We start from the raw sequence: 15866 nt of genomic DNA on the forward strand, positions 1-15866 counted from the left end.
GGCTAGCCGAGACCGAGCGCGGTCATCCGCTTGCCATGCGCCTGCTGTAACCGCCGGAACAGGGCCGCGATTCCCGCGAGGTCACCCGTACCGGTGACGATCAGCTCGGCCAGCCCGTCCCGCTCCGCCACCACGTACTGGGCCTGGGTGAGCGCCTCCCCCAGCAGCCGCCTGCCCCAGAGCGTCAGCCGGTCGCGCACCTTCCGGTCGGCCGCGATCGCCGCCCGGACCTCGCGCTCGGCGAAGGCGGAGTGCCCGGTGTCGGCCAACACCTCCCGCACCAGCGACCGGGCCGGCTCGTCGAGCCAGTTCGCGATCTCCCCGTACAGGTCGGCGGCCAGCCCGTCACCCACGTACGCCTTGACCAGCGACTCCAGCCAGGAGCGCGGCGCGGTCGAGGCGTGCCAGGTGTCGAAGTGACCGATGAACGGCCGCATGGCGTCCTGGACGTCGAGCCCGCGTTCGGCCAGGAACCGCTCGATCCTCGTGTAGTGGACGATCTCGGCCGCGGCCATGGCGGAGAGCGCGGCGCGTCCGGGCAGGGTGGGCGCGGTACGGGCGTCCTCGGAGAGCCGGTCGAAGGCGGAGAGCTCGCCGTAGGCCAGCACGCCCAGCAGATCGACAACCCCGGGGTCGATTGACGGCTCGCTCATGGGGCAGAGGGTATCGGGACGGCGACGCAGGTAGACTGACCAGGACGCGAGCTGTTGAAGCCGCGTGCAGAGGGTGTGCGCGCCTCGCCGGCCCTCCCGCACCGAGAACCGTGCGGTCGAGCGGCCCGTCCAGGGCGGAGCGCGCTGGACAAAGGGAGAAGCTCATCACCGTCTCAACCGAAAACCAGGAAAACCAACCGACCGACGTGGACCCCGTCACGCTGGAGCACAGCGAGGCCGGCGTCCCCGAGACCGACACGTCCCACCCGCTCCAGGCCGGCGCCCCAGTGCGCGAGGACTCCCCCACCTTCGCCGAGTTCGGCATCCGGGAGGAGATCGTCAAGGCACTCGTCGAGGCGGGTATCGAGCGGACCTTCGCGATCCAGGAGCTGACGCTGCCGCTGGCGATGGCCGGCGAGGACGTCATCGGACAGGCCCGCACGGGCACCGGCAAGACGCTGGGCTTCGGCGTGCCGCTGCTGCACCGGCTGTCCATGCCGGGGGACGGGACTCCCCAGGTCCTCGTGGTGGTGCCGACCCGCGAGCTGTGCCTGCAGGTCACCCACGACCTCACCGACGCCGGAAAGTACCTCGGCGTACGGGTGCTCTCGATTTACGGCGGCCGGCCCTACGAGCCGCAGATCGAGGCCCTGCGCAAGGGCGTCGACATCGTGGTCGGCACCCCCGGACGCCTGCTCGACCTGGCCGAACAGCGCCACCTGGTGCTCGGCAAGATCGCCGCGCTGGTGCTCGACGAGGCCGACCGCATGCTCGACCTGGGCTTCCTGCCCGACATCGAGCGGATCCTGCGGATGGTGCCCGACCAGCGGCACACGATGCTGTTCTCGGCCACGATGCCCGGCCCGATCATCACGCTGGCCCGGACCTTCCTGCACCAGCCCACCCACATCCGGGCCGAGGAGACCGACGCCGGCGCGATCCACGAGCGCACGCGCCAGTTCGTCTACCGGGCACACTCGATGGACAAGATCGAGGTCGTGGCCCGCGCCCTGCAGGCCGAGGGCCGTGGCCTCACGATGATCTTCAGCCGGACCAAGCGAACGGCCCAGAAGGTCGCCGACGAGCTCTCCGAGCGCGGCTTCGCGGTCGCCGCGGTGCACGGTGACCTCGGGCAGGGCGCCCGTGAACAGTCGCTGCGTGCGTTCCGCTCCGGCAAGGTCGACGTGCTGATCTCCACCGACGTCGCCGCCCGCGGCATCGACATCGACGGCGTCACCCACGTGATCAACTTCCAGTGCCCGGAGGACGACGGCACCTACGTGCACCGCATCGGGCGCACGGGCCGCGCCGGCCGCGAGGGGGTGGCGATCACCCTGGTCGACTGGGACGAGATGCCGCGCTGGAAGCTGATCAGCGACACGCTCGGCCTGGACATCCCGGAGCCGGTGGAGACCTACTCCACCTCCGAGCACCTGTTCGCCGATCTCGGGATCTCCGAGAGCTCGACCGGCCGGCTGCCGCTGGCCAAGCGGACCCGCGTCGGCCTGGCCGCCGAACCGGAGGAGGACCTCGGCGGCAAGACCAAGGGCCGGGGCCGCGGCCGCCGCCGGTCCGGCGATAAGGCCGAGTCCGGGGAGCGCCAGCGCGCGAGCGAGGGCGAGGCCGGCGAGGCCAGGCAGCGGCGGCGCCGGCGCAGCCGGAGCGGCGCCGAGACCGGCCAGCAGGCCGAGCCCGCCGCCGAGACGACCGCGGCGACCACCTCCCCCAGCGGCCGCCCGGACCGGCCTGTCCGGCAGCGCAAGCGCCGGCGCAGCCGGGGCGGAGTCGACACCGGGGCGGAGGCCGAGGGCGGCACCAAGGCCGGCAGCCAGACACCGAACGCGACCGAAACAGGCGCTTCGGCAGACTGACCCCCGTGAACCGCATCGGGGACGAGGACGTACTCGAGCCGGACGACAGGGACCCGGACTACAGCGAGGACGAGCCGGTGGAGCGATCCCGCTTCCACCGGAAGCGGGACGTGGCCGCGGCGGCGCTGATCGCCGTCGCGGCCCTCGCCGCGGGGCTGTTGGTCTGGCAGAACAGCGACGTCCGCGCGACGACCTCGGTCACCGCCAGCGGTCCGTTCACCACTCCGCCGGCGCCGACCGCGTCGCCGCCCTCGCTCGGCGAGTCCTGGCGGGCGGAGAGCCCGGCCACGCCGATACCGGTTGCGATCGGGCCTGCCGTCGTCACCGGCTCCGGCGGCGAGGTCGCCGGCCGGGACCCGATCACCGGTGAGGTGCGCTGGCGCTACCGCCGCGACCTGCCGCTGTGCACGATCACCTCCGCCTGGTCGGTGGCGGTCGTCGCGTACCAGAAGCCGTCGAACCTGCTCCGGGAGGACGACCCCCGCAAGGGCGGCGGGTGCAGCGAGGTGACCGCGCTCGCCCCGGCCACCGGGGAACGCGGCCGGCCACCCCGCCCCGACGAGACCCGGAGCAAGCCCGACCTCGGCCAACGCAACTCCGACGCCGAGCTGGGCACGCGGCTGCTGTTCGACGGCAGCTACGTCACGGCCACCGGCAGCCGCCTGGTCACCACGTGGCGCTCCGACCTCGTGCAGACGATGGAGTTCGGCCAGGTCCCCGCCGTGGTGAACCCGGACAAGCAGCCCCGCACCGGGTGCACCTTCGGGTCGGTCGCCGTCGAGGAGGGCCGGATCGCCGTCGTGGAGCGCTGCCCGGAGGACAAGGGCGACCGGCTGACCGTCTACCGCGCGACCGGCGACGACAACTCCGACAAGCCGGAGGTCGACTCGAGCGTGGACACCGGCGTGCGGGGCGTACGGGTCGTCGCGCTGAGCGCGGAGTGCCGGATCGCGGCGGAGAACGAGAACGACACCCAGCGGTGCGCGGTCGTCGTGGCCCCCGACCCGGCCCGCCTGCTGGTCTTCGACCAGGAGGGACGCGAGGTGGGGCGGCACCGGCTGTCGCTGGCCCCCGGCGACCTGCCGGACGAGGACCCGCCCGGGCACGTCGTGTCCAGCTACGAGGCGATCCGGGCGGTCTACTGGTACACCGGCTCGAAGACGATCGCTCTGTCCAAGGCGGACCTGCGCCCGCTGTGGACCGTGGAGGGCGCGGTGGGACCCGGGACGATGTTCGCCGGCCAGATGCTGGTGCCGGTGGTCGACGGGATCGCCGTGCTGAACCCGGCCAACGGCGAGCGGCGGGGCACCATCCCGGTGGAGCGCGGGGACTACCGCGGGGACGTGACGATGTCCACGCTCGGGCCGATGGTGTTCGAGCAGCGTGGGGACACCCTGGTCGCGTTGCGGTGAGGTTCATCAGCGCTCTACGACATTTCCAGGGGTCGTGAGCGACACTGGTTGGGTGAACCCGCAACCGCAGTCGCAGATCAGCCCGCACGGCGGGCGGCGTGTCGAGCTGCCTGGCCGCTACGGGCCGATCGCCGCGCTGCGCGCCAGGACGTCCGCGGGCACCGGCCACCCGGCGCCGATCGCCCTGCTCGTCCCCGGCTACACGGGATCCAAGGAGGACTTCGCGCCGCTGCTCGACCCCATCGCCGAGGCCGGCTTCGACGCGATCGCGATCGACCTGCCCGGGCAGTACGAGTCCGGCGGCCCGGACGACGAGCGGGCCTACCTGCCGACCGCCCTGGGTGGCGTGCTGGCCGAGCTGGTCGGGAAGCTGTCGGCGGAGGGCAACCCGGTGCTGTTGCTCGGCCACTCCTTCGGTGGCCTGGTGTCGCGGGCCGCGGTGCTGGCCGGCGCGCCGGTCGTGGGCCTCACGCTGCTGGGCAGCGGCCCGTCCGAGCTGCCCGACGGGATGCGCCGCCAACTGCTCGACCTCGGTGAGCCGGTCATCCGCGAGCACGGCGTCCAGATCGCCCAGGACCTGCGCGACGAGCTGGACCGGCTGGCGCCGCAGAACCCCCCGCGAGCTCCGGAGCTGGCCGCGTTCCTGCGCCAGCGGTTCCTGCGCACACACCCGGCGAGCCTGCTCGGCATGGCGACGGGCCTGCGCAGCGAGCCGGACCAGGTCTCGGCCCTGGCGCGGCTGCTCAGCACCTCGGGCATCCCCTGCCTGGTCGCCTGCGGCGAGGAGGACGACGCCTGGCCGGTGTCCGCACAGCGGGACATGGCGGAGCGGCTGGACGCCGACTTCGCGATGATCTTGGGGGCACGGCACTCCCCCAACGTCGAGAACCCGGCGATGTTGCTGGACACCCTGATCCCGACCTGGCGCTCCTGGCTCACCGCCGCCACGGAGATCTAGCTGTACCTAGACCCTCAGGCCCACCAGAGCACCCACATCGTGGCGCCGGTGATCACGGCCACGCCGAGGGCGGCCGCTGTCGCCGGCCAGCCCGAGGTCCTGTCGGCCACCCGCTGGACGAGGACGGCCAGGACGGCGGCGCCCAGGTGGCCCAGGACCATTGCCGTGCCGGGGCCTGGGACGCCTCGGGCCCAGGCCAGCACCTGGAAGACCACGATCACGACCGCCAGGACCGACAGGCCGACCGCGAGGGCGCCGGCCAGCTCCCGGCCGAAGCCGCCGCGGCGGGGGGTGCGCGTCGCCCGGGGTGTCGGGGTGCGGGGCAGGGCGACAGTGGTGGCGCTGGAGGCGGCCACCGGTGTCGGCATGGGGACTGTCGGCGAGTTGTCTGGCACCACGCGGTCTATCCCTTCACCTCATCGGCCACCTCGTCGGCCCGGGCGAGCAGGGCCCACGGCTCCGCGGCCGGTCCCGCCGCCTGCCCCTCGGGGCAGCTGCGCCGGAAGTCACACCAGGAACACTGCCGCCCGACCCGTGGGGGGAACAGCACGTCCTGGTCGCCACCGGCATTGAGGGTATCCGTCGCCAGCGTGAACTCCTCGGCGGCCTCCTCGGCGCGGGTCCGGTGCCTGGTCAGGGACTCCTCGGTGTGCTCCCAGGCAGCGACGGTCCCGCTGGGCAGGTGGTGCAGCTCGACCCGGGTGCACGGGCGGCGCAGGGTGCGGCGGGCGGCGAGCACGTAGAGCGCGAGCGCCTGCGAGGCCCTGGCGTCGTCGGTGGTGAGCGCGCTGCGGCCGGTCTTGTAGTCGACGATCACCAGCTCGCCGTCGCGCTCGTCGATGCGGTCGACCCGCCCCTCGGCGACGATCGAGCCGATCGGGGCGGACACCCAGCGCTCGAGGCCGATGGGGTCGTCGGTGACGTCGATCTCGCCCACGTAGTCGGCCACCCAGCCGGCGGCCAGCTCGCGGTAGGTGGCCGCCTGCCCGGGACCGGCGAACCCGTCGTCCTTCCAGTGCTGGCCGACCAGGGCGTGCGCTGCCTCGGGGGTGCGCCGGCGGACCGGCAGGTCGAAGAACGCGCGCAGGGCGTTGTGCACGACGGCGCCCAGCGTGCTGTGGGCGAACGCGCCGCCGCGCGGCGGGGTTGGCCGGTCGACGTAGGCCATCCGGTAGCGCCGCGGGCAGTCCAGCCAGGTCGCGACCCGGGACGGGGTGACCTTGATGAGCTTGCGCGGCATCGCGTCGAACCCGAGTTGCACGGTTCAACGGTAGTGGAGCGGTCCGACAGCCCACGGTCAGGACGCGATGAACCCGCGAACCGAGTCCGCGACGAGCTGCACGGCGATCGCCGCCAGCAGCAGGCCCGCGATCTTGGCCAGTAACGTGATGCCGCTGTCCTTGATCACCCGGATCAGCTCGCCGGAGTAGCGAAGGCACAGCCACAGCACCAGGTGCACCGCGAGGATGGCGCTGGCGAGCGCGAGGTAGGAGCCGGCGGAGCCCCCGGCGGAGCCCTCCGCCTGCCGGACGAACACGATCGTCGCGGCGATGGCGCCAGGGCCGGCCAGCAGCGGGGTGCCCAGCGGGACCAGGGCCACGTTCACGTCGTCGACGGCTTGGGGCTCGGTGGTGCCCCGGCCGGTCAGCAGGTCCAGCGCGATCAGCAGGAGCAGCAGCCCGCCCGCGCCCTGCAGCGCGGGGATGCCGATGTGCAGGTAGGACAGGATCGCCTCGCCGCCGACCGCGAACAGGCTGATCACGCCGAGCGAGACGAGCACCGCCTGGCGGGCGGCACGCAGCCTGGTCGTGCGCGACCGGCGGCCGACCAGGCTGAGGAACACGGGCACGGTGCCCGGCGGATCCATGATCACCACCAGGGTGATCGAGACCTCCGCGAACAACCGAAGATCGAAGGTCATTGACCGGAACCGACGACCGGGACGCCGGTCGCGCGCTCGGCGATGGCGTCGAGCTGGTCGGGGGCGGTGGTCTCCTGGCCGAGGCGGATGACCTTGTTGGTGCCGTGGTAGTCGCTGGAGCCGGTGGTGATCAGGTCCAGGTCCGCGGCCAGGGCCCGCAGCTCGTCGCGGGCGGCCTCGTCGTGGTCGGGGTGATCGACCTCCACGCCGGCCAGGCCGATGCCGACCAGCTCCTTGATCACCTCGGCGGTGACGGTCGGACCGCGGCGGTGGGCGAAGGCGTGCGCGAGCACGGTGACACCGCCCGCCGCGTTGATCATTTCGATCTGACTCTCCACCGGGGTGCGTGAGCTCGGCACGTAGTAGCGGCCGCGGTCGTTGAGGTAGCTGGCGAACGCCTCGTCGACCGAGGAGACGACGCCGGCACGCATGAGCGCCATGGCCAGGTGTGGCCGCCCGGCCGTGGAGTCCTCCGGCACCTCGGCGAGGAGGTTCTCGGCGTCGATCGGCAACCCGTCAGCGGCCATCTTCTCGGCGATCCTGGTCAGGCGGACCCGGCGGGCGGCGCGGGTGCGGCTGTGCTCGGCCACCACCGCCTGCGCCTCCGGGTCGAACAAGTAGGCCAGCAGGTGCACGGTGCAGTGCCCGCCGCGGCCGTCCGGGCTCACGCAGGAGAGCTCGGCGCCGCGCACCAGGCGCAGTCCCGGCGGCAGCGCCGCGACGGCCTCCGCCCATCCCGCTGTCGTGTCGTGGTCGGTGATCGCCAGCGCCGACAGGCCCTGGGCAGCGGCGTTGGCGACCAGTTCGGCGGGGGTGTCGGTGCCGTCCGACGCGGTCGAGTGGGCGTGCAGATCGATCCTCACGCTGTTATTGAACGTGAGGGACCTGCGGCGACCTCCGTCAGCCCACCTTCGCCCGCCGCTTGGCCAGGCGCTGGGCCCGAATCATCGAGAAGCGCGCGGCCTGCGCCTCCTTGTCCCCGAAGACCAGCTCGGAGATGGCGTCGTAGACCTGCTCGGCCTTCGGCAGGTACTCGAGGCGGTTCAGCGCCTGGATCTGACCGGCGGACTCGACGACCATCGTGCCGTAGCCGAAGATCCGGCCCATCAGCGGACGTTCGTAGGTGAGGTCGGTCACCTTGCCGATCGGCATCATTAGGACCTTGGTCGTGATGATGCCGGTGGTCATCATCATCCGTTTGTCGGTGACCACGATCCGCTCCACCCACCAGAGCAGCACGACGTAGGCGAACCGGAGCACGACGAACAGCGCGGCGTACCAGAGGATGTTCTGCAGCAGCCACATCGAGGGCGGCAGCAGATACGACACCATCACCGCGACCGCCAGCAGCGCGACGGCCTCGAAGATGTCCCAGGCCAGCGATGCCCAGTGCAGGCGCACCCGGATGACCCGTCGTTCGGTCTCCAGCAGGTACTCGTCCGAATCCCGTGGCGCGAACATACCGAGAACGGTACCGGCTTAGGTCTGGAAGACCGAGGTTACAAACGTGATGACTGCTTCGGCGGCGTCCCGAAGGGTGGCGAGGATCGAGTTCACCAGCGCGGCCGACTGGACCGGTTGGGTCACCAGGAAGAACACCACCAAGGCAGCGCCCGAGATAATCAGTGCCTTCTTGACATTCACAGCGAGCTACTCCGTGTCCCCCGTGATCTGGGTGATCGTCGGTTGGCTGAAAAACCCTGAAACACTTGTACCGCACCGGGGCTCGGAAAGGGAGTGCAGTCCTGCTGTTGGGGCAGTGCACGAGCGTGGTAGGCGATTATGGTTACCGTCCGTGTTCACGGAGGGGGTGGCGTTCCGATGATCAGGTGCGTGGGGGCGATCATCCATGACCCGTCGGGGCGGTTGTTGCTGGTCCGCCGTGGCACTCCGCCTTCCCAAGGGCTCTGGTCGATTCCCGGGGGCAGGGTGGAACAGGGCGAAACGGACTTACTGGCGGTTGCGCGGGAGGTTGAGGAGGAGACAGGGCTGGTCGTTTCACCCGGAAGGCTGGTGGGCCGGGTCGAGCGGGAGGCGCCCGCGGGCGTGTACGAGATCTTCGACTACACGGCGACAGTGGTCGGCGGAGTGCTGGGCGCCGGGGACGACGCGGCGGAGGTGGAGTGGGTGGGGCCGGGCAGGTTCGCCGAACTGGAGCGGGACGGGCAGCTGGTCCCACTACTCGCCGACACGCTGCGTGGTTGGGACGCCCTGCCCAGGACTTGACCGGTTGCCGAGTGGTGACTCCCCGAGTCGCGAGGCGACCAGGGAGCCGCCCGCCAGGCGAGCGCCCGTCAGGCGAGCCAGCCGGTCAGGCAAGCCACTCCATGCGTTCGCCGTGCCAGGCGGTGCGGGCCAGGGCCGTCGCCTGGGGTGTGCCGTCGGACCAGTGGACCAGGCCCAGGACGCCGAACGTCGGGCCCTCCGGGGGTGGTTCGAGGTCGGCGCGGTCGGGCAGCAGCGGGGCCAGCGCGGCGCGGTAGCCCTCCTGGCTCACCCACCACACCGGGCGCCGGGCGGCTATCGCTGCCAGCTCCGCGACGAACGCCGCTCGGCGGGTCTCGTCCAGCAGCCACAGGACGTTCGAGGTCAGCACGACGATCGGCTCGTCGGGCGGGATGCGGTCGGCCACGGCGGCGAGGTCGTCCACCGCGTCGCCGGCGACCAGGTCCGGTGGTGACTTCCTGAGGGCGGCGGCGGCCGCCCCGAAGAGGCGCAGGCGCTCCGGCTGGTCGGGCCAGATGCAGGCCTCGAGCCAGGCGTACTGCTCCTCGTCGGCCAGGTCCACGGGTTCGGCGTCCAAGCCGATGCGCGTGGCCACGGCGATCTTCTTGGGGATCGTGGGGAGGGTGGCGCCCGGCGCCACGGCGAGGGCGCAGTGCAGACCCACCGGCGACCGCGTGGGGCCGGCTACCAGTTGGCCGGCCTGTTGGGTCTGGTAGCGGTACGAGTACGTGCCCAGGCCGAGCAGGAGCCCGGCGCTCGTCCCCACCTCGAGCAACGCCACGGGAGCCCGGGCCTGACGGGCCGCCATGGCCACCGCGGGGTAGAGGAGAGCCGCTCGGCGGACCTCGTTGGTCTGGGTCACGCGCGTGGCGATGAGGTCTCTCACCCGATCGAGGCGTTCCAACACGAACGAGCGGAAAAGCGGCCACGTTCCGTTGTCGGGGCCGTAGCTGCCACCCAGCGACGGGTAGTAGTTCGTCAGCTCGTGGAACGGCTCGGACTGCAACACCCGCTGCACGGCGGCGAACAGCAGGGTCGGATCGGCATGTTCGGACGTCGTCGCGGTCAGCAGGCCGGCTACCTCGTCGTCGTCCGCGGCGTGGGCGGCCAGGTGGCTGTAGAGGGGCGAGATCGTGGCGGCGTGCTGGCCGGCGAAGGTGCGCAGCCGGTCGCGGACGTCCTCGAGGGTGGCGGGGGTCATGTCGGCGCGTCGGTTCGCGGGACGGGGCGGCCGGGCTGCTCGCCGCCCCGGGCGTCGCCGTAGGAGCGCTTGGGCACCATCACCTTGCGGCGAAAGACACACACCACGGTCCCGTCCTGGTTGTAGCCGCGGGTCTCCACGTACACCACGCCGCGGTCGTCCTTCGATCTGGACGGGGTCTTCTCCAGCACCTCGGTCTCGCCGTAGATCGTGTCGCCGTGGAAGGTGGGGCGCACGTGGCGCAGCGACTCGATCTCCAGGTTCGCGATGGCCTTGCCGGACACGTCGGGCACGGACATGCCGAGCAGCAACGAGTACACGTAGTTCCCGACGACCACGTTCCGGCCGAAGTCGGTGGTGTTCTCCGCGTAGTTCGCGTCCAGGTGCAGCGGATGGTGGTTCATCGTCAGCAGGCAGAACAGGTGGTCGTCGTACTCGGTCACCGTCTTGCCCGGCCAGTGCTTGTACACCGCGCCGACCTCGAACTCCTCGTAGTACCGACCGAACTGCACGTCGTCCTCCCCTTCCGCGGCGACCGTGGCGGGCTCGAGGGCAGTCTGCCAGGTGGAGTACGCTCGGCAACTGGTGTGTGAGTGAGTCCGCACCCTTGACCCGAGGAGGTGAGGACGCGTGAGCGACCCGCATAACCATGACGGCGCGACTGGTTGCAGTACCAACCGCGTCCTCGCCGGACGGGTCAGCCGCTAGGGCAGGCCCAGCACTCCCGGCCGGACGCTCCGGCGCCGGAGATCTCTGGCGCGTCGTGAAACCGACGATTGACTCCGACGTTCGACGCCTGGAGGACACATGCCTGCCATCCCCTCCCTGGGTGGCCTCGGCGGCCTGCGCGGACGGAACAGCCGCCGTCCGGCTGCCGTCCCCGAGGCCCCGCCGACGCCCCCCGCCCATGTCATCGACTGCGCCGTCTATGTCGACGGAACCCGGCTCCCCGGCCGGTTCAGCCACATCGAGGCGATAGCCGAGGTGCGGCGGCGGCGGGACGGCTTCGTCTGGATCGGACTGTTCGAACCGGACGAAGAGCAGATCCAGGGAATCGCCGAGACCTTCGGGCTGCACGAGCTGGCCGTGGAGGACGCGGTCACCGCGCACCAGCGGCCCAAGGTGGACCGGTACGACGACACCCTGTTCATGGTGCTCAAGACCGTCCGCTACATCGCCCATGAGTCGCCGACGACGGCCAACGAGATCGTCGAGACCGGCGAGATCATGGCCTTCCTCGGCAAGAGCTTCATCGTCACCGTCCGACATGGCCAGCACTCCGGACTCGCCAAGCTGCGCGAGGAGATGGAGGCCGAGCCGGAACGGCTCCGCATCGGACCGGCCGCCGTCCTGCACGCGATCGCCGACCGGGTCGTCGACAGCTACCTCGCGGTCAGCGAGTCCTTCGAGAACGACATCGACGTCATCGAGAGCAGCGTGTTCGCCCCGAACAGCCCGATCGGCGCCGAGCAGATCTACCTGATGAAGCGGGAGATCCTCGAGCTGCGGCGCGCGGTGATGCCGCTGGCGGTGCCGCTGCGGCGGCTCGCCGAGGGCTACACCCCGCTCGTGCCCGAGGATGTCCGCTCCTACTTCCGGGACGTCGACGACCACCTCACGACGGTCTCCGAGCGCGTCGGCGGCTTCGACGAGCTGCTCACCACGCTGGTCGACGCGACGCTGGCGAAGATCTCGCTGCAGCAGAACACCGACATGCGCAAGATCACCGCGTGGGCCGCGATCATCGCGGTGCCCACGATGGTGGTCGGCGTGTACGGAATGAACTTCGACTACATGCCGGAGCTGCGTTGGCGCTTCGGCTATCCCCTCGTGGTCCTCGTGATCCTGGGCGCCTGTGTGATCCTCTACCGGATCTTTCGTCGGAACCGATGGCTGTAGCTGGGTCGGCCGCGCCGCGGCCCGCCCAGCGACTCCCGGTTGCTCATCCGTCCCCGCGATGGGAGGTTCCCCGTGACCCGGCTGCTCACCAACCCCCGCTTCTGGGTGCTCGCCTTCGTCCTGACCTGGCTGGTCCTCATCACAGTGCTGATCGCGGTGGGTCCCGCGGTCGACCCGAACGGCGTGGGGCCGGCACGATCCCGCTGAGCGCGGCTCAGTAGTCGTCGTCGCCGATGACCGGGGCCGAGGCCTTCTCCGGCTTGCCGAAGATGTCGGCGGGGTCCCCGGTCACCCGGCTCCTACCGCGCCGGTCCCCGTCGTTCCCGCCGCCCTGACCCATGCCCATCATCGGCGCCATCGGCATCATCCCCGCCCCGGCACCCCGGCCGGCGGCACCGCCCGTGCTGGCGGCGGCAGCGGGTGCCTCCGGCTTGGCTGCCGGCGGCTGCTCGGTGGCGAAGGTGTAGCCGCCCGCACCGCCCGGCGTCGCCGCGGCGGCACCGCCGCCACCCGGGCCGCCGAGGCCGCCGAGCGAGCCGCCACCGCCACCGCCGAAGCCACCGCCGAAGCCACCGCTCGAGCCACCGCTCGAGCCGCCCAGACCGGCACCGCCGAGGTCGGCCGCCGAGGTCCGGTCGGAACCGACGGGTGCGGGCACCGGCGCGGTGGGGATCCGCGGCTCGGTGAAGCTCCAGTTCTCCGCCGGGAACGTGTGCTCCATCCGGACCTGCTGGAACGCCTCGGAGCCGTCCACGCCCTCGCACAGCTGCACGAACGCCTCGAGGATCTGACGGACGGCCTCGAACAGCTCCTTGGTCGGCCGGCGCATCATGTCCAGGTACTGGCGCGTGCGCTCGTCGCCCTGCACCGGCAGCGCCATCGCCCCCGACGCCGACTCGGCGACCTCGCCGAGCACCCCGCCCAGCTGCTGCACGATCTCGCGGATGCCCTCCGCGGTGATGTCGAGCACGTCGGCCAGCGCGAGCATGGAGTCGGCGAGGTCCTGGCCGGCCAGGCCGACCTGCTGCATGTAGGCGATGAACGACTCCGCCGCCGCCCCGTCCCAGGCCGCGTCCAGCTTGCCCAGCGGCCGGTTCAGCGACTCGGTCACGTCCCGCGCGGCGTCGCCGACCAGCCGCCACCGGTCGGCCTCGGCCTCCATGTCGCTCCACCGGCCGACGACCGGCGAGAAGTACTCCTCGACCGGGTCCGGGACGCCGAGGTCGCGGGCCAGCCGGGAGAGGTAGTCGAGATGGCCGGCGAGGGAGTCGGCGATCTCGTGACCGTCGGGGCCGCCGCGCGGCAGCGGCAGGGTCGACACGTCCTCGATGGGGGCCGGCAGGATCGCTGGCTCGTCGCGGGCGACCACGGGTGCCTCAGCTCCGGCCGCGGTTGATGTGCGCCGCGCCCTGCTCGTCGGACTCCACGTACTGGCTCGTGACCTGCGCCAGGCCCTCGGACGCCGAGCCCAGCGCCTCGACCGCCCTGGCGAGCTGCTCGCGCAGGTGCTGGGCGGCCCGGGAGTACGCCTGGGTCGTGTGCACCGTCCGGCCGAGCTGACCGAACGACTCCTCGGTGAGCGGGTCGGTGGCCATCGTCCGCACGCCCTCGGCGAGTGCGTCGGCGCTCGCCGCCGCGAGCCGGCCGTAGCCGCCCACCCAGGCGGCGTCGAACTTGATCCCGGTCACGGGCGCCCCTCTCCCCACTGGTGTGGTCAACACCTCACGTGGTGAAGACGATAGGCGCACGGCGACGGTTCCGGCCGCGACTCCGAAAGTTGTTCACGACTGCTAACCGCCGCCCTGCGGCCGGGCCTGCTCGGACTCCGTCGGGTACTCGCCCCGGTCGTAGGGCACCGAGTCGAAGCTCTGCTCGACGTCGTCGACCGACAGCGAGGCGCCGTCCGGCAGCAGCTGGATGATGTTCTGCGGGGCCGGGAGCTGGTTGTCCAGGCCGAGCGCCGCGGCCGTCGTCGCGTCCGGCACGCCGTACTTGACGCCCCGGTCGGAGATCAGCGTGATCTGCCCGGTGTCGAAGTCCGCGTTGGAGGTGGCCTGGCGCACCACCGCGCCGCGGCCCGGCGGCATGTAGAAGTAGTCGATCCGCACCCCGTCCGCGCTCGGCGAGGAGATCCGCACGGGCGTGGGCCTACCGGGGACGGTCTTGCCGATGTGGACGGCCGTGCGCGCCTCCCGGTTGTCCCCCTCACCGACGGTCCTCCAGCTCAGGCAGGCCACCGGGAAGTTCTCCGCGGCGAGCACCTCGGTGTTGCGCTCGGGGAACGTCGAGTCGTCGATGTTGTTGACCTGCCGGATGTTGGTGATCGCGTCCGGGGTGACGGCGGTGATCTCGGGCGCGCCCGGGTTGTCGTGGTAGCGCAGCAGCTCGGCAGTGGTCTGTTTGACCTCCTCGATGCCGTCCCGCTGCAGCACGTAGAAGCGCGAGGTCTCACCCGCCCGGTCGACCTGGAACACCTCGCCGTTGCGGACGATCCCGAACTCGTCCAGGTCGTCGACCCGGGAGGCGTTGCCGAGCGAGTCGATGTCCGGCGTGGCCAACGCCGCCTTCTCCGGGATGGCGTTGAGCAACCCGACGCTGATCTCCCGCGGTTCCGCGCGCTCCAGCCCGAGGGCGGTCGTCACGTCATCGCGGGACAGGTCGACCTCCGCCCGGACCGCGCTGGTGTTCGGCAGGTTCGCCGTGCCCGGCGTGCGGTAGACCAGGTACGCCCGCTGGTCGTCGGGCGACTGCCCCGGCGCCTCGACGTCCAGGCGCACGAGCAGCGACTCGTTCTGCGCCAGCTGCGCGCCCAGGTCGGACACCCCGGCCATCACCGTGGTCTCGGCGTTCTTCCGGTCCGGCTGGTTCTCGTCGGGGTCGGGCAGGTCCCGGTTCAGCTGTGCCTCGTCGCAGACCGTCCAGGGCGGGCCGACCCGCTGGTCGGCGCTGGGCAGCAGGTCCGGCCCGTCCGGGATGCCGACCTTCCGGTCCTTGGGGATGTCGCGGAGCTCGTTGTCGTCGACCACCTTCGGCGCCTCGACCTTGACCGCACCACCCCCCGAACCCGGGCCCTCCGCGTTGCCGACCGGGTTCGACTTCTCGTCGCCGCCCTCCTTGCGGGCCTGGAGCAGCAACCGCGCCGAGGCGAGGTTGAACACCGGTATCAGCTTCCGCTGCGGCTGTGCGACCAGTACGTACACCTGGCCGGACGGCTTGCCGATGACGATGCCGTCCTTGGTCGGAGCCGTCGGCTTGGGCGCGAGGATTCCCCAGATCAGGAACCCGAGCAGGCCGAGCCCGGCGAGGCACACCCCGACGATCGTCGCGCGGGTGTGCGTTCGCATCGGGTCGTGCAGCATGACCGCGTCCTTGCGGACCAGGGCGGACTGCATCCTGCGCAGCACGAAGCGATACGCCTGGACTTGGGACTTGGTCGTCGGTGTCGATGGCATTCGGGCCTCTGCAGCTCCCCACTCGCGGTACCGTTCCGCAGGATAGACCTACCGGTGTCGGCTGCAGGTTGGTTCGTACGGATCGGCACAATCGAAGGTGTCGGAGCACGCGACGAGGGGAAGTTTCGAGCGGATGTCGGTGAGCACGCCTCCACGGCAGGGCAGCACGCCTCCACCCGGCCAGCCGCCGCGCCCGCCGGGGCCGGGTGGACCCGGGGGCCATGGACCCGGCGGGCCGAACGGACCCCAGAACCCGCAGGGCCCGCCCCAGGG

General features: G+C 71.6%; 18 protein-coding genes. 6 read left to right on the plus strand and 12 right to left on the minus strand.

The window, feature by feature from the left end; genetic code table 11:
- Positions 1-2: 2 nt before the first annotated feature.
- Complete coding sequence (locus tag BU204_RS16345) at positions 3-653, minus strand: ferritin-like fold-containing protein (protein ID WP_075126539.1); 651 nt, start codon at positions 651-653, stop codon at positions 3-5.
- 206 nt (positions 654-859) lie between these two features.
- Between BU204_RS16345 and BU204_RS16350 the strand changes: the two genes are divergently transcribed.
- Genes BU204_RS16350 through BU204_RS16360 form a run of 3 tightly spaced genes read left to right on the plus strand, consistent with a single transcriptional unit; the run spans position 860 to position 4894 of the window.
- On the plus strand, positions 860-2524 hold the full coding sequence (locus BU204_RS16350; protein WP_233160364.1) for a DEAD/DEAH box helicase: 1665 nt from the start codon (positions 860-862) through the stop codon (positions 2522-2524).
- Between the two features lie 5 nt (positions 2525-2529).
- A complete protein-coding gene (locus BU204_RS16355) occupies positions 2530-3936 on the plus strand; it encodes an Rv3212 family protein (RefSeq protein WP_143229538.1) in 1407 nt (468 codons plus the stop codon).
- Positions 3937-3988: 52 nt separating this feature from the next.
- The gene (locus BU204_RS16360) at positions 3989-4894 is read left to right on the plus strand and encodes an alpha/beta fold hydrolase (protein WP_075126647.1); all 906 of its coding nucleotides are present in this window, start codon (positions 3989-3991) and stop codon (positions 4892-4894) included.
- A 14-nt stretch (positions 4895-4908) separates the two neighbouring features.
- Here the strand turns inward: BU204_RS16360 and BU204_RS16365 are convergent, their stop codons facing one another.
- The 6 genes from BU204_RS16365 to BU204_RS40755 are packed head-to-tail and all read right to left on the minus strand — an operon-like array spanning position 4909 to position 8459.
- Positions 4909-5262: a hypothetical protein gene (locus tag BU204_RS16365; RefSeq protein WP_083661371.1), complete on the minus strand. Its 354-nt coding sequence runs from the start codon at positions 5260-5262 to the stop codon at positions 4909-4911.
- Positions 5263-5297: 35 nt separating this feature from the next.
- Entirely contained in the window at positions 5298-6134 is an 837-nt protein-coding gene (locus BU204_RS16370; RefSeq protein WP_075126649.1) for a RecB family exonuclease, read from the minus strand.
- Between the two features lie 57 nt (positions 6135-6191).
- Positions 6192-6815 (minus strand): MarC family protein, encoded by a 624-nt coding sequence (locus tag BU204_RS16375; RefSeq protein ID WP_075126542.1) that lies wholly within the window; start codon positions 6813-6815, stop codon positions 6192-6194.
- Positions 6812-7678: a PHP domain-containing protein gene (locus tag BU204_RS16380; RefSeq protein WP_075126543.1), complete on the minus strand. Its 867-nt coding sequence runs from the start codon at positions 7676-7678 to the stop codon at positions 6812-6814. Before BU204_RS16380 ends, BU204_RS16375 begins: the two co-directional genes overlap by 4 nt.
- Positions 7679-7715: 37 nt before the next feature.
- Positions 7716-8276: a PH domain-containing protein gene (locus BU204_RS16385; RefSeq protein ID WP_075126544.1), complete on the minus strand. Its 561-nt coding sequence runs from the start codon at positions 8274-8276 to the stop codon at positions 7716-7718.
- A gap of 18 nt (positions 8277-8294) precedes the next feature.
- Complete coding sequence (locus BU204_RS40755; RefSeq protein ID WP_198942893.1) at positions 8295-8459, minus strand: hypothetical protein; 165 nt, start codon at positions 8457-8459, stop codon at positions 8295-8297.
- Positions 8460-8636: 177 nt separating this feature from the next.
- Between BU204_RS40755 and BU204_RS16390 the strand changes: the two genes are divergently transcribed.
- Positions 8637-9041, plus strand: a complete 405-nt coding sequence (locus BU204_RS16390) for an NUDIX domain-containing protein (protein ID WP_075126545.1) — start codon at positions 8637-8639, stop codon at positions 9039-9041.
- Positions 9042-9126: 85 nt separating this feature from the next.
- Here the strand turns inward: BU204_RS16390 and BU204_RS16395 are convergent, their stop codons facing one another.
- Positions 9127-10242 (minus strand): DUF2332 domain-containing protein, encoded by a 1116-nt coding sequence (locus BU204_RS16395; RefSeq protein WP_075126546.1) that lies wholly within the window; start codon positions 10240-10242, stop codon positions 9127-9129.
- Positions 10239-10754, minus strand: coding sequence for a MaoC family dehydratase (locus BU204_RS16400; RefSeq protein ID WP_075126547.1), 516 nt, complete (start codon positions 10752-10754; stop codon positions 10239-10241). The genes BU204_RS16395 and BU204_RS16400 overlap by 4 nt, the downstream gene beginning before the upstream one ends.
- Positions 10755-11049: 295 nt before the next feature.
- Between BU204_RS16400 and corA the strand changes: the two genes are divergently transcribed.
- Both corA and BU204_RS41940 read left to right on the plus strand, forming a co-directional pair.
- Complete coding sequence (gene corA / locus BU204_RS16405) at positions 11050-12141, plus strand: magnesium/cobalt transporter CorA (protein WP_075126548.1); 1092 nt, start codon at positions 11050-11052, stop codon at positions 12139-12141.
- A 72-nt stretch (positions 12142-12213) separates the two neighbouring features.
- Positions 12214-12348 (plus strand): hypothetical protein, encoded by a 135-nt coding sequence (locus tag BU204_RS41940; RefSeq protein ID WP_269844647.1) that lies wholly within the window; start codon positions 12214-12216, stop codon positions 12346-12348.
- Between the two features lie 7 nt (positions 12349-12355).
- Here BU204_RS41940 and BU204_RS16410 read toward each other — a convergent pair whose 3' ends face one another.
- The 3 genes from BU204_RS16410 to eccB all read right to left on the minus strand — a co-directional run bounded on the left by BU204_RS16410 (position 12356) and on the right by eccB (position 15593).
- The gene (locus BU204_RS16410) at positions 12356-13510 is read right to left on the minus strand and encodes a WXG100 family type VII secretion target (RefSeq protein ID WP_083661372.1); all 1155 of its coding nucleotides are present in this window, start codon (positions 13508-13510) and stop codon (positions 12356-12358) included.
- 7 nt (positions 13511-13517) lie between these two features.
- On the minus strand, positions 13518-13829 hold the full coding sequence (locus tag BU204_RS16415) for a hypothetical protein (protein ID WP_075126549.1): 312 nt from the start codon (positions 13827-13829) through the stop codon (positions 13518-13520).
- Positions 13830-13931: 102 nt separating this feature from the next.
- Positions 13932-15593 (minus strand): type VII secretion protein EccB, encoded by a 1662-nt coding sequence (gene eccB, locus BU204_RS16420; protein WP_075126550.1) that lies wholly within the window; start codon positions 15591-15593, stop codon positions 13932-13934.
- Between the last annotated feature and the right edge of the window lie 273 nt (positions 15594-15866).

The sequence above is a fragment of the Actinophytocola xanthii genome (assembly GCF_001921205.1).
GTDB lineage: Bacteria > Actinomycetota > Actinomycetes > Mycobacteriales > Pseudonocardiaceae > Actinophytocola > Actinophytocola xanthii.

Excerpts from the sequence above, each read along its gene's own strand:
- BU204_RS16345 (WP_075126539.1), bottom strand. The coding sequence starts at position 653 with ATGAGCGAGCCGTCAATCGACCCCGGGGTTGTCGATCTGCTGGGCGTG.
- BU204_RS16365 (WP_083661371.1), bottom strand. The coding sequence starts at position 5,262 with ATGCCGACACCGGTGGCCGCCTCCAGCGCCACCACTGTCGCCCTGCCC.
- BU204_RS16370 (WP_075126649.1), bottom strand. The coding sequence starts at position 6,134 with ATGCCGCGCAAGCTCATCAAGGTCACCCCGTCCCGGGTCGCGACCTGG.
- BU204_RS16375 (WP_075126542.1), bottom strand. The coding sequence starts at position 6,815 with ATGACCTTCGATCTTCGGTTGTTCGCGGAGGTCTCGATCACCCTGGTG.
- BU204_RS16385 (WP_075126544.1), bottom strand. The coding sequence starts at position 8,276 with ATGTTCGCGCCACGGGATTCGGACGAGTACCTGCTGGAGACCGAACGA.
- BU204_RS16390 (WP_075126545.1), top strand. The coding sequence starts at position 8,637 with ATGATCAGGTGCGTGGGGGCGATCATCCATGACCCGTCGGGGCGGTTG.
- BU204_RS16395 (WP_075126546.1), bottom strand. The coding sequence starts at position 10,242 with ATGACCCCCGCCACCCTCGAGGACGTCCGCGACCGGCTGCGCACCTTC.
- corA (WP_075126548.1), top strand. The coding sequence starts at position 11,050 with ATGCCTGCCATCCCCTCCCTGGGTGGCCTCGGCGGCCTGCGCGGACGG.
- eccB (WP_075126550.1), bottom strand. The coding sequence starts at position 15,593 with ATGCCATCGACACCGACGACCAAGTCCCAAGTCCAGGCGTATCGCTTC.